The organism is Streptomyces sp. SGAir0957, assembly GCF_043523415.1.
In genome coordinates, this window is sequence record NZ_CP027293.1 from 4178579 (window position 1) to 4191047 (window position 12469).

Consider the following 12469-nt stretch of genomic DNA (forward strand, 5'->3'; position numbering starts at 1 on the left):
GGAGTGCGCCTCAGGCGGCCCAGCCGGGCAGCCAGTACGCGTCCCTGTCCGGGGCCCGGTAGCCCTCGGCCAGATGGGCGCGGAGCGCCGTGAGGCCGGGGTGCGGATTGTCGTCGCGCCAGAGCAGGGAGTGCGGGTAGACCGGTTCCGGGTCGCGGACGGGGATGGTGCGCAGGTCGAGGCCCGCCGGGTAGGCGAGCGGGGTGCGCGGGCCCATAAACGTGGCGGTCGTCGCCGACTCCGCGACGGTCTGGAGCAGGTGGTCCGTGCCGAAGTTCGGGCCGGACGCGTCGATCGTGAGGCCGTGGTCCGCCGCCAACTCCTCGTAGTACGAAGCCCATTCGGTGCCCGGGGTCAGGCTCGGCATCCAGATGTGGTGCCCGGCGAGAGCGGCGAGCGTGGTGGTCTCCGCGTCCGCCAGGGGGTGGGCAGGACCGGTGACCAGGAGGAGCGGTTCGTCCGCCACGCGCGTGCTGCGCACCCCGGACGGCAGTTGGTCCTCGGGGACGCGGCGCGCCCAGAACGCCGTGTCGACGCTGCCGTCGCGGACGGCGGCGAGCGCGGCCTTCCCGGCGGCGCCGAGCGCGACGACGTCGAGGGGGATGTCCGGGTGGGCGCGGTGGAAGCCTTGGATCAGTCCGGCGGTCATGGCGCGGGTGCCCATCACGTCGACGCGCAGGGGGCGCCGGCCGGGCCGTACGGACGCGGTGGCCTTCGCCAGCGCGCGGAGGACCGCCTTGGCGTGCGGCAGGAACGCCCGTCCGTCCAGGGTGAGTTGAGCGCCGCGCGGCACCCGCGTGAACAGGCGCACGCCCAGCTCCGCCTCCAGGGCCGCGATCCTCTTGGACACGGCCTGCTGGGTGACGCCCAGCTCCTGGGCGGCCACCTGGAACTGGCCCTCCTCGGCGACGGCGACGAAGGTGCGTACGGCTTCCTGCTCCACCTCGCCATACAACCATGAGTTGTACGGGTCCGGGTCCACGGTTGTTTGATCGGCCCCGCCCTGCGGCGCTTGGATCGCAGGTCATGACAGGGACGAGGGTGCGGCTCGGGCGGGACTTCGGATGGCTGTGGGCCGCCTTCGCGGCGAGCACGGCGGGGACGTGGCTGGCGCTCGACGCGTTCTCGCTGATCGCGCTCCTCGTCCTGGACAGCGGCACGGCGCAGGTGTCGTTCCTGGCGTCGGCCGGGCTCTTCGCGGGCGCCCTGCTCGCGGTGCCGACGGGGCCGTGGGTGGAGTTCCGGCGCAAGCGGCCCGTGATGATCGCGGCGGACCTCGTACGGTGCGCGGCGCTGCTCACGCTGCCGCTCGCCTACGTGCTCGACGTGCTGCGCTTCGCCCAGCTCGTGCTCGTTTCGATGGTGGTCGCCGCCGCCGACCTCGTCTTCCGGGCCGCCAGTGGGGCCCATCTGAAGGCACTCGTCCCGGCGGACGCGCTGCTCGTCGCCAGTGCCCGGTTCGAGACGACGACGTGGACGGCGACCGCGCTCGGGCCGCCGCTCGGGGGCGCCGCGATCGGCGCGTTCGGGCCGCTGACCACGGTCGTCGGGGACGCGGTGAGCTACCTCCTGTCGGCGGCGGGCGTCCGCGCGATCCGCGCCCCCGAGCCGGTGCCCGCCACGAACGCGGGCAAGAGGTTCCGCTGGTCCGGGGTCGGGGAGGGCTGGCGGTATCTGTGGCGGCGGCCCGATCTGCGCGGACTCTTCCTGAACACGGTGCTCGTCAACGCCCTGATCATGGTCGGCGCCCCGTTGATGGCGGTGCTGATGCTGCGCGAACTCGGCTTCCCCGTCTGGCAGTACAGCCTCGCGTTCAGCGTGCCGTGTCTGGGCGGGCTCGTCGGCTCGCGTCTCGCGCCGCGCCTCGTCCTGCGGTACGGGGCGGAGCGGGTGCTGCGGGTCAGCGGCACGGCGCGGGCGTGCTGGCCGCTGGGGCTCGCCTTCGTGGGCCCGGGGGCGGCCGGGCTCGCGGTCGTGATGGCCGTCGAGCTGGGCCTGATCACCTGCTGCGGCGTCTTCAACCCGGTGATGGCCCGGGAGCGCCTCCGGCGGACGGGGACGGACCGGGTGGCGCGGGCACTGTCCGCCTGGTCGATCACCGGCAGCGTGGTCACCGCGTCGCTGACGCTGCTGTGGGGCGGACTCGCGGCGGTGACGGGGACGCGGGCCGCGCTCGCCGCCGCCGGGGCGCTGCTGCTGGCCACGCCTCTGCTGTTGCGCGGCCAAGTGGCCCGCGTCGCGCCGGTCCGTGACACCCGTAGCGGCGTGTGAACCGCGCTCCGACCCCACCGCACTGTCACAGTGACCACGAGCATTCGCCCCAAAAGCGCTGTACGCGTCATAACGCCATAAACGCCGTAAACGCCGTAAACGCCATTCAGGGAGTATTCGTGGCCCACGTGCATGTGATCCTCAATCAGAAAGGCGGCGTGGGAAAGTCCACGCTCGCCGTGAACCTGGCCGCCGTCACCGCCGACGTGCTCGGCGCGGGCGCGCCGCGGGAGGGTGAGCACCCGCCGGTCGTCGCCGTCTCCATCGACCCGCAGGGCTCCGCCGTGTGGTGGTCCGAGCGGGTCGGCGACGGCCTGCCGTTCGACTTCGTGCAGGCGCACAACGACCTCCCCGGCCTCGCCGCGCTGTCCCGGATCCCCTCGGCGCAGCACATCTTCGTCGACACCCCGGGCTGGCTCGACCTCGCCGAGAAGGACGGCGCCGACCCCCTCGGCAAGGGCGCCGCCGCCGACGCGCTCCGCGCCGTCCTCTCCACCGCCACCGACGTGATCGTCCCCATCGAGCCCGAGCCGCTCGGGTTCCAGCCGACGCAGCGCACCGTCGAACGGGTCGTCAAACCGCGCGGCCTCCCCTTCCGCGTCGTCATCAACAACTGGGACCCGCGCGACGGCAAGGCCGACCTGGAGCAGACCCGCGCCTTCGTCGAGGCGCAGGGCTGGCCGCTCGCCCGCACCGTCGTACGCCACTACAAGCTGCACACGCGGGCCAGCGCGGACGGCCTCGTCGTCACGCAGTACGGCGCCAACCGCGTCGCCCTCCAGGCCCGCGAGGACTTCTTCCGGCTCGCCCTGGAGGTGGGGCTCGCCGCGATCCCGAAGCCCGCACGCGGCGCGCGGACCCGCACCCGGACCCGTACGCGCGCGAAGAAGGAGGTGCAGGCCTGATGGGGCGCCGTACCGATCTCTCCTCGCTTCTCGGTGCGACGGGCGCGGGGAACTCCGCGCCCGAGGCGTCCGGCACGCCGCCGCGCACCGTCCCCGTCACCGTTCCCGTCGCCGACCTCGCCGAGAACCCCGACAACCCGCGCCACGAACTGCGCGACCTCGACGGACTCGCCGAGACCGTGCGCGAGCGCGGCGTCCTCCAGGCGCTCGGGGTCGTCCCCGCCGCCGTGTTCGTCGCCGCGTACCCGCACCACGCGGAGGCGGTCGGCGGGGCCCCGTACGTCGTGCTCCACGGCCACCGGCGCCTCGCCGCCGCGAAGATGGCCGGGCTCGACGAGGTGCCCGTCCTCGTCCGGGCCGACGCCAGCCGCTCCGACGAGGACGCGCTGATCGAGAACGTCCAGCGCGACGACCTCACCGAACTGGAACAGGCCCAGGCCATCCAGGGGCTCATCACCGCCTACGGCTACTCGCAGCGCCAGGTCGCCGCCCGCATCGGCAAGACCCAGGGCTTCGTCTCCCAGCGCCTGTCCCTGATGAAGCTCCGCGAGGATCTGCAGGAGGCGCTCGCGGACGGGCGGGTCTCCGTCGAGGACGCCCGGCGCATCGCCCGGCTCCCCCACGAGGAGCAGCAGCTGCCGGGGCAGTACGGGGAGCTGCCCGCCGCCTCCGTGCCCCCGGCCCGCAAGGAGCGGCGCGGCGGCCGCGATTACGGCGTAATTAAGATCGACAGCCGGGGGACGCCGCAGGACGTCGTGGACTCCCTGCGCCGCCACCTCGCCCCGGCGACGCTCGACCGGGTCGTGCAACTCCTGCGCGGCTGAGCGCCCGCCCGCCCCGGGCCCGTACGCCGCCGTTCGCCTCCGGTGGCCCACGCGCCGGGCCGCCGCGTTGCGGAACGTACGCGGGCGGTCGTCAATGGAGGAACGGGACAGGGGGACGTAGGCATCTGAAAGGAGCCCGTCATGGCTCACGCGGCACCCGCACCGGCCCGCTCCACGCAGGCCGGCCGCCCCGCGACCCCGTCGGCGTCCATGACCGCACTGGCCCTGCCGGTCCTCGCCGGCATCCTGTACGGATTCTGGGCGGCGAACATCCAGCGCTACGGCCACGAGGTGACGGGCGGCAACATCGCGCTCGGCCTGGTCAGCGGCGTCCTCGTCGCGGCGCTCTGCTTCGGCATCCATCTGTGGAGCGCCCGCCAGGGCGTCCGCCACATCGCCCTGCGCGCGCTGGTCTGGGCCGTGTTCGCCGGTGCCGCCATCGGCTTCCTGCACAGCCTCGCCAACGGCGCCGTCGTCTGGTCGGTGCTCATCGGCCTGGCCGTGGCCGCCGCGACGTTCCTGGCCACGCTCTACCGGTACTACTCGTCGAGCGAGTACACCGCCGCGCACCGCCTCGCGCCCGCGCGCGGCCGCACCCGCCTCACCTCCTGAGCCCGGCCGCCCCCCCCCGGTACTCCGTTTGCGGGCCTCCCGCTCGCGGCTCGCGCGCGGGGGGCCTTGCCTTGAAGGGTGAACCGCACCGTCCGCGCCGCGCTCGCCCCCGTGCTCCTCGTCCTCGCCTGCCTCCTCGTCCCCCTCGGCACGCTGTCCACCTGGGCCAAGTACGAGATCGGGGACAGCGACCGGTACGTGTCGACGATGGCGCCGCTCGCCACGGACGAGGACGTGCGGAACACGGTCGGGGACGCGGTGACCACCGGGATCATGAAGAACATCAGCGTCGGGCCGCTGCAGTCCACCGTCGAGCAGTACCTGCACGACGCCGTCGTCTCCTTCACCGGCACGGACGCCTACAAGGGCGCGTGGGACACCGCCAACCGTGCCGCCCACGACGCGGTGCAGCGCGCCCTCGACGAGGGCGGCACCGGCGCCGTCACCCTCGACCTCGCACCCGTCACGAAGCAGGTGAAGCAGCGGCTGGAGGACGACGGCGTGCCCTTCGCCGCGCAGATCCCGGTCACACACACCGAGATCACCGTCCTGTCCGCCGGTGAGTTCGCCAAGCTCCGCCGGAGCTTCCACCTGCTCCAGGTCGCCGGACCGTGGCCGCCGCTCGCCGCCCTCGTCCTCACCGTCGCGGGCCTGCTGCTCGCGCCGCGCCGGCGCCGCGCCGTCGCCGCCACCGCGCTCGGCATGGCCCTCGGCGCCGCCGCGCTGCTCCTCGCGCTGACGATCGCCCGCTCCCTCACCCTCGGCGACCTCGACAGCGACGCGGACAAGGCGACGGCGGGCGCGGTGTACGACGCGCTGACGGCGTCGATGCGGACCGTGTCCTGGGTGATCGTGGGGGTGGGCGCGGCGGTCGCGGTGGCGGCGTGGCTGACCCGGTTTCACCCGTTCGGCCGTACCCGGGATGCCGCGGGCCCCGAGCCGGACGAGCCTTCCCCGTATACGAGCCGTGCCGCGCGTACGAGCCGTGGCACGAGGCCCGAGACGAGGAGGGCCTCCTCATGAGCCAGACGACTCCCCCCGGCACCCCGCGGCCCGGCACCCCGCCGACCGGCACACCGCCGCCCCACACGCCGCCGCCCCCTGCCCCGGACCCGAACCCCGACCCCATGGCCGGGTCGCGAAAGCGCGGGGACGACGACGGGTGGGCCGCGGGCGGCACCGTCTTCGCCGGTGTCCTGATGCTGGTCAGCGGCGTCCTCGGCATCCTCGACGGCATCGCGGGCATCGCCAAGGACGACGTGTTCGCGCGGGTCGGCGACTACGTCTACTCGTTCAACCTCACCGCGTGGGGCTGGATCCACCTGATCCTCGGCATCCTCGTCGCCCTCACCGGCTGGGGCATCCTCAAGGGCGCCGACTGGGCACGCGGCGCGGGCATCGCGCTCGCTTCCCTGTACGTCGTCGAGTACTTCCTCTTCCTGCCGTACGCGCCCGTCTGGTCCGTCATCTCCATCGGCATCGGCGTCTTCGTGATCTGGGCGCTCGCGCACCACGACGGCCACCGGCGCAAGACCGTGTGACCGCCCGCGTACCCGACGGCGGCGGTGGCGAAGATCGCATACTGGTCGTATGCCGCCCCGCCGCCGCCTGACACCCCCCGACTGGCTGGTCAGAACGCTCAAGCCGCAGCGCGCGCCGGTGCCCTGGCCCGCCGTGGCACGGGCCTCGGTCGCCATGGCGGTGCCGCTCGCCGTGGGCCTGGCCACCGGGCACACCGCTTACGGGGCGCTCGCCTCCATGGGTGCCCTCAGCGGTGTCATCGGCGACACGGCGGACGCGTACCGGATGCGCATCCTGAACATCGCGGTCCCGCAGCTGTTCGGCGCCGTGGGCGTCGCGGTGGGCACGCTGGTGAACGGGCAGGGGTGGATCGCGGTCGCGGCGGTCACGGCGGTCGCGCTGGTCTCCGGGATGATCTCGACGATCGGCGCGGTCGCCTCCGTCGCCGGTCTGCTGCTCCTGCTCAACTGCGTGGTCGGCGCGGGCCTGCCGATGCCGGGCGAGTGGTGGCTCGCCCCTCTCCTCATGACCAGCGGCGGCGCGCTCGTCCTGCTCTTCGCGCTGCTCGCCTGGCCGCTGCGCGGCGGTGTTCCCGAACGGGCGGCGGTCGCGTCGACGTACCGGGGCGTCGCCCACCTCCTGGAGGCGGCGAGCCAGGACCCCCTCGCCTACGCGGAGGCCCGCCACGCCGTCACGCAGTCCCTCAACCAGGCCTACGACCTCGTCCTCGCCCGCCGCGCCCGCACGCACGGCCGCAACCCCGAACAGGTACGCCTGGTCGCCCAGCTGAACGCGGTGACCCCGGTGGTCGAGGCGGCGCCCGCCGTCCACCAGTGCGGAGTGCCGCTGCCGCCGCAGGTGCCGGACGCGGTGCGCGCGCTCGCCGGCGCCATCGCCGCCGGCCGGCCCGCCGACGCCACGTCGCTCGTCCTGCCCGAGCCCGACGGGCCCGCCGCGCGCGCCCTCGACCACGCGGTGCGGCACGCGGCGGAGGTCGCGGCGCGCACCGGGGAGAACGACTTCACCAACGTCGACGACCGCCTCGGCCACCCGGCCGCCCTGCGCGTCCGCGCCCGCCGGGGCGCCCGCAACGTGCTCCTGTCCGGCGCCTCCTGGCGCTACGGCTCGCGCCTGGCCCTGTGCATCGGCCTAGCCCAGATCCTGGTGTCGACGGTGCCGGTGCCGCGCTCCTACTGGGTGGCGCTGACCATCACGTTCGTCATGAAGCCCGACTTCGGGTCCGTCTTCTCGCGGGCGGTCCTTCGCGCCCTCGGCACGGCGGCCGGGCTCGTCGTCGCCGCGGCCGTCCTCGCGGAGGTGCCGGTCGGCTGGTGGGACGTGCCGGTGATGATGGTGCTCGCGCCGCTCATCCCCGCGCTCACGCCCCGCGGCTACGCCTTCCAGACCGCGGCCATCACCCCGGTCATCCTGCTCCTGTCCGACCTCCTCAACCACCAGGGCACGGCGCTGCTCGGACCGCGCCTCCTCGACAGCCTCATGGGGTGCGCGATCGCCCTCGTAGCTGGCTACCTGCTGTGGCCGGAGAGCTGGCACACACGGATCGGCGACCGGCTCGCCGACGCGGTCGCCGACACGGCGGCGTACGTGGAGCGCGCGTTCGGCGAGACGAGGGAACCGGCCGTACGGGCCCGGATGCGGCGCCGCCTGTACCGGGACCTGTCCGTCATCCGCACCGAGTTCCAGCGGGCGCTCACGGAGCCGCCGCCCACGGGGAGGCGGGCGGCGGCGTGGTGGCCCCTCGTCGTCGCGGTCGAGCGCATCGTGGACGCGACGACCGCGGCGCGGGTCAGGGTCCGGCACGGGGCGGCTCCGCCGTCGTATGCCGAGGTGGAACAAGTGGTGCGGCAGCTGCGGGAGTTGGCGCAAGGTTTGCGGGACTCGGTGGTCCTTGAGGAGGTACGGGCCGACTTCGGCGAGCCGGGTGCCGGGACGGGGTCCGGGTCCCGGGCCGGTGTCCTCGAGCACGTACGCCAGGAAGTGGCGGCCGCGCGGGCGATCGGGGTACGGGGCGGGCCCACGGCGGAGACGGTCCGTCCGTAGACCCGCCCTGGTGGGGAGGGTGAGGTGGCCGCTACCTGAGCTCGGCCCCGGCCTTCTCCAGGGCCTTGGCGAAGCCGTTGGCCCACAGGGAGTTGACGCGCGAGCGCTCGGTGGCGTTCGGGTAGGCGTTGGTGCAGGACGTGCCGGGGCCGCCGCCCGACATCAGCTCGCTGCACGGACCCGAGTAGTGGTCCGGCAGGCCGAGCACGTGCCCGGTCTCGTGGGCGGTGACGCGGGTGGAGTTGTACTGCCGGTTCTGCGCGTAGTCGAGGAAGACGTAGCCCCGGCCGTGCCCGTCCGTGGACGCGTACGAACCGCGCGAGTCGTTGCCCTCGTAGTAGGAGAAGTTGCCGGTGCCGGTCGTCGACGCGAGCTTGACGTTCGACACCGACGAGTTCCAGATCGACGTGCTGTTCGCTATCTGCGTCCGGAAGGACGGCGCCTGCGACGCGTTGTAGGTGACGGTGACCTGGGCGGCGAGCGGGTTCGCGGCGCGCTGCTCGGCGACGGACTTCACGACCGCCTCGAAGAACGCCTTGTTGGCGGCGGCGTCCTCGGCGGAGCCGGTGTAGCCCGCTCTGACGGTTTCCGCCCGCTCCTGGGGCGCGGGCTGCGCGGTGGCCGGGCCGGCCGCGAGCGCCGTGACGGTGAGGCCCGCGCCGAAGGCGCACGCGAGGAGACGGATGACTGTGGGGGGTGCTGTCATGGTCATGCAAGCGAGTGTGGGGGCGGGAGGGGCGGCTGGGAATGATGGCACTTGGGGATAGCACGGTGTTATCGGGCCGGTAAGGGGTTTTGGGTGGTTGGCGGTTGAAGGGGCGGCCCATGGCGGCAGGGCCCGGTGAAGAGTGGCGCGGGGACGTACTGGTGCGGCACCCGCGCTCGGCTTACGCTCAGCGCCCATGGAGCTGGACATACGGCACCTGCGCGCCGTGTGCGCGATCGAGGACGCCGGCAGCCTGCACAAGGCCGCACGCCAACTGGGCCTGACACAGCCCGCGCTCAGCACACAGCTGCGCCGGATCGAGGCGTTCCTGGGCGGGCCGCTCTTCACGAGGGAACGCACCGGGTGCCGCGCCACACCCCTCGGCCGCGTCCTGCTCACCCGGGCCCGCCCGCTCGTCGACGGCCTGAGCACACTCGTCGACGAGGCCCGCGCGGTCGCCGCGGCGACCGCCGAAGGCCCCGGCCGGCTCCGGATCGGCTCCACGGCCAGCCGGGCGCTGCCGGGCTGGCTGCGGCGGCTCCGCGACAACCCCGAGTTCCTGAGCACGGAACCGACCCTGCGGGTCGATGTCTCCGCGCACGCGCTGCTGCGGCAGGTCGCGGAGGGCGGGCTCGACGTGGCGTTCGTCCACGAAGTGGAGGGCAGCCCGCTGCGGATGCCGCCGGGGCTCGTCTGGCGGGTCCTCGTCGAACGGGAACCGCAGTTCGTGTCCCTGTCGACGGACCACCCGGCGGCGGGCCGCAGCGTGGTGCGCCTCTCCGACCTGGCGGGCGACCGGTGGATGGTCGACCCCACGGTGGACGGCGAATGGGACGGCCTGCTGCGGGCGTTGCGCTCGGCCGGCCTCCAGCCGCGCGTCCTGCACGGCGACTACCTGACGGCGGCGTCCCTCGTCGCGACGGGCGAGGTCGTCGCCCTGTGCCAGCCCACCTCCCGCGCCCGCACCGACATGGCGATCCGCCCCCTCCACGGCGACCCGGTGGGCGTGCGGCTGCTGTTGGCGGCCCGAAGCCAGTCGCTGCTCGACGTGGTGCTGCCGGATCTCCGGGCGGCGTACGGGGAGGCCGCCCGGCAGGCACCGGCGTACGACTTCCAGGAGGACGCGGCGGCGATCCCCGAGCAAGGGCCGGTGGCGGGCCCGATGGGGGATTCTGTGCGGGGTTCTGTGCGGGATTCAGTACGAGGTTCTGTGCGGGATTCAGTACGAGGTTCTGTGCGGGATTCAGTACGAGGTTCTGTGCGGGACCCGGTGTGAGGGGTCCTCCGCACGGGGTGAAACGGGCGCCCTGTCGGGGGGATCGTCGGCGGACCCTTCCCAAGATCGCCTCCCACGGCGGCTAACCTTACGTGTCCGCCCTGGCCAGGGGTTCCAGGGACGTTCGGGGACCAACTCATGCGGAAGGTTGCGCACATGGGCATTCTGGATCTGCTGCGGAACGCGTTCGGGCGGTCCCGAAAGAGGGACACGGAGCCGGCTGCCGCGGGCGAACCGGAAGCCACGCGCTCCGCGCCCACCGAGCCGCCCTCCCGGCCGACGGTCCCCGCACCGTCGCGGGGCGAGGCCGACGACCTGGTGGCCGCCGCCTTCGACAACGTCACGGTCCCGAAACCGTCCCGCCCGGTGGACCCGACGACACCGGACCCGACGACACCGGATCCGACGACACCGGATCCGACGACACCGGATCAGTCCGACGCGCCGACCCCGTCATCGCCGGGCCAGCCCGACGCGGCGGTCCCGACCTCACCGGGCCAGCCCGACGTGGCGGTCCCGGCGCAGGCGTCGTCGCCGGACGAGCCGCCCAGAACGGCGGCGCCGGTGGCTGACGCCGGCGGGGACGAGAGCGCGCCGAGGGATGGCGCCGCCGAGGCCGAGAGCACCGCGGTGGAAGACGCCGCTGAGGGCAAGAGCACCGCGACGGAGGGCGCTGCGGAGGCAGCAGCCCCGGCCGAGGCAGCCGCCCCGGCCGAGGGCGCCAAGGCGGGCGAGGACGCCGACGCGGGCGAGGCCAAGGGTGCAGACGAGGCCAAGGGCTCGGACGGGGCCAAGGGCTCGGCTACGAAGGCTGTCGCGGGCACGACCGATGGTGCGGCCGAGGCGGCCGCCCCGGCCAAGGAAGCCGACGCGGGCCAGCCCAAGGCCTCGGCGACGAAGGCCCCCGCCAAAGCCACCACCCCGACCGAAACCGCCACCGCGCACGAGGCCAAGGCCCCGGCGACCTCGGACGACTCGGCCAAGACGGCGGCCCCGGCCAAGGACGCCGACGCGGGCGAGGCCGAGAGTTCGGCGACGAAGGCTGCCGCCAAGGCAGCCACCCCGACCGACGCGGCCGAAGCCGACGCGGACGCCGACGCCGACGCCGACAACGGCAAGCGCCCCGCGAAGGCGGACAACTCGACCAAGACCGCGGCCCCGACCGCTACCGCCGCCGAGGGCGCTGACGCCGGCGAGGCCCCGGAGGGTGCTGCGGCTTCGGCCGAGGCCCCGGACCGGTCCGCGAGCGGGGCCGACTCGACGGCCCCCGGGACGGAGGCCGCCCCGGCCGAGTCCGCGAGCGCCGCCCAGGCGGACCCGGCGGCGCCGGAGGCCGCAAGCTCCGCCGCTACGGACGCCCCGGCCGAGCCGGAGGCCGACGCGGGCAAGTCGAAGCCCGCCGCGCGGAAGAAGGCCCCGGCCAAGACCGCGGCCGCGACCAAGGCGCCCGCCAAGAAGACCGCCAAGGCGAAGGCCCCGGCGAAAACCGCCGCCGCCGAGGCCGAGCCCGCCAAGCCGAAGGCCCCGGCAAAGGCGGCCACCGCCACCGCCAAGGCCGAAGCCGAAGCCGAAGCCAAGCCCGCCGAAAAGACCCCCTCAGGGTCCAGGCCCGCCACCCCGAAGGGCCTCACCGCCGCATTCGCGGCCGCCGGGGACGCCCTGGAGGCGCGGGGCCTCGCGGGGGCCCGCGCCCGCGTCTACCTCGTACTGGACCGGTCGGGGTCGATGCGGCCCTACTACAAGGACGGCTCCGCGAGCGCCCTGGCCGAGCAGACGCTCGCGCTGGCCGCGCATCTGGACGACCGCGACACCCCCACCGTCCACACCGTGTTCTTCTCGACGGACATCGACGCGACCGGCGACCTGACCTTCGACGACGCGTACGAGGGCAAGATCGACGAGTGGCACGAGGCGGCGGGCCGTATGGGCCGCACGAGCTACCACCGCGCCGTCGAGGAGGTCGTCGCGCACCACGCGAAGAGCGACGACCCGACGGTCCCGGCGCTGGTCGTGTTCCAGACGGACGGCCCCCCGGACACCCAGCGCCCGGCGAACGAGGCGCTGGCGAAGGCGGCGAGCCACCCGCTGTTCTTCCAGTTCGTGGCGTTCGGCGAGCACGACGCGAAGGGCTTCGACTACCTCCGCAAGCTGAAGGCGGACAACGCCGCGTTCTTCCACGCGGGCCCGGCCCCGCGCGAGCTGACCGACGCGGAGCTGTACGAGGGTGTGCTGGCGGCCTGGCGCCCGTAGGGCGTCGTAGTACAGAAGGCCCCGCCGGAAAGGCACGCCGTAC

11 protein-coding genes are annotated in these 12469 nt (G+C 74.1%); 9 read left to right on the top strand and 2 right to left on the bottom strand.

Annotation, left to right across the window (positions count from 1 at the left end; all coding sequences use genetic code 11):
* Positions 1-10 precede the first annotated feature (10 nt).
* Positions 11-943 (bottom strand): LysR family transcriptional regulator, encoded by a 933-nt coding sequence (locus C1N81_RS23535; RefSeq protein WP_394438176.1) that lies wholly within the window; start codon positions 941-943, stop codon positions 11-13.
* A gap of 83 nt (positions 944-1026) precedes the next feature.
* Here C1N81_RS23535 and C1N81_RS23540 point away from each other — a divergent pair, with 83 nt between their 5' ends.
* The 7 genes from C1N81_RS23540 to C1N81_RS23570 all read left to right on the top strand — a co-directional run bounded on the left by C1N81_RS23540 (position 1027) and on the right by C1N81_RS23570 (position 8194).
* Positions 1027-2271: an MFS transporter gene (locus C1N81_RS23540; protein ID WP_394432191.1), complete on the top strand. Its 1245-nt coding sequence runs from the start codon at positions 1027-1029 to the stop codon at positions 2269-2271.
* Positions 2272-2390: 119 nt separating this feature from the next.
* Positions 2391-3176, top strand: a complete 786-nt coding sequence (locus tag C1N81_RS23545; protein WP_394432193.1) for a nucleotide-binding protein — start codon at positions 2391-2393, stop codon at positions 3174-3176.
* Entirely contained in the window at positions 3176-4000 is an 825-nt protein-coding gene (locus C1N81_RS23550) for a ParB/RepB/Spo0J family partition protein (RefSeq protein WP_394432195.1), read from the top strand. Before C1N81_RS23545 ends, C1N81_RS23550 begins: the two co-directional genes overlap by 1 nt.
* 141 nt (positions 4001-4141) lie before the next feature.
* Complete coding sequence (locus tag C1N81_RS23555) at positions 4142-4612, top strand: hypothetical protein (RefSeq protein ID WP_394432197.1); 471 nt, start codon at positions 4142-4144, stop codon at positions 4610-4612.
* Between the two features lie 78 nt (positions 4613-4690).
* Positions 4691-5635 (top strand): hypothetical protein, encoded by a 945-nt coding sequence (locus tag C1N81_RS23560; protein WP_394432199.1) that lies wholly within the window; start codon positions 4691-4693, stop codon positions 5633-5635.
* A gap of 104 nt (positions 5636-5739) precedes the next feature.
* Positions 5740-6153, top strand: coding sequence for a DUF7144 family membrane protein (locus tag C1N81_RS23565; RefSeq protein WP_394438178.1), 414 nt, complete (start codon positions 5740-5742; stop codon positions 6151-6153).
* A gap of 49 nt (positions 6154-6202) precedes the next feature.
* The gene (locus tag C1N81_RS23570; protein WP_394432201.1) at positions 6203-8194 is read left to right on the top strand and encodes an FUSC family protein; all 1992 of its coding nucleotides are present in this window, start codon (positions 6203-6205) and stop codon (positions 8192-8194) included.
* Positions 8195-8225: 31 nt separating this feature from the next.
* Here the strand turns inward: C1N81_RS23570 and snpA are convergent, their stop codons facing one another.
* Positions 8226-8906 carry a snapalysin gene (gene snpA / locus C1N81_RS23575; protein WP_394432202.1) on the bottom strand — a complete coding sequence of 227 codons (681 nt, stop codon included), beginning with the start codon at positions 8904-8906 and terminating at the stop codon, positions 8226-8228.
* A 190-nt stretch (positions 8907-9096) separates the two neighbouring features.
* On the opposite strand from snpA, the gene C1N81_RS23580 reads away from it, so the two are divergent.
* A complete protein-coding gene (locus C1N81_RS23580) occupies positions 9097-10176 on the top strand; it encodes a LysR family transcriptional regulator (RefSeq protein WP_394432204.1) in 1080 nt (359 codons plus the stop codon).
* A gap of 156 nt (positions 10177-10332) precedes the next feature.
* A complete protein-coding gene (locus C1N81_RS23585; RefSeq protein ID WP_394432206.1) occupies positions 10333-12426 on the top strand; it encodes a VWA domain-containing protein in 2094 nt (697 codons plus the stop codon).
* Positions 12427-12469 lie beyond the last annotated feature (43 nt).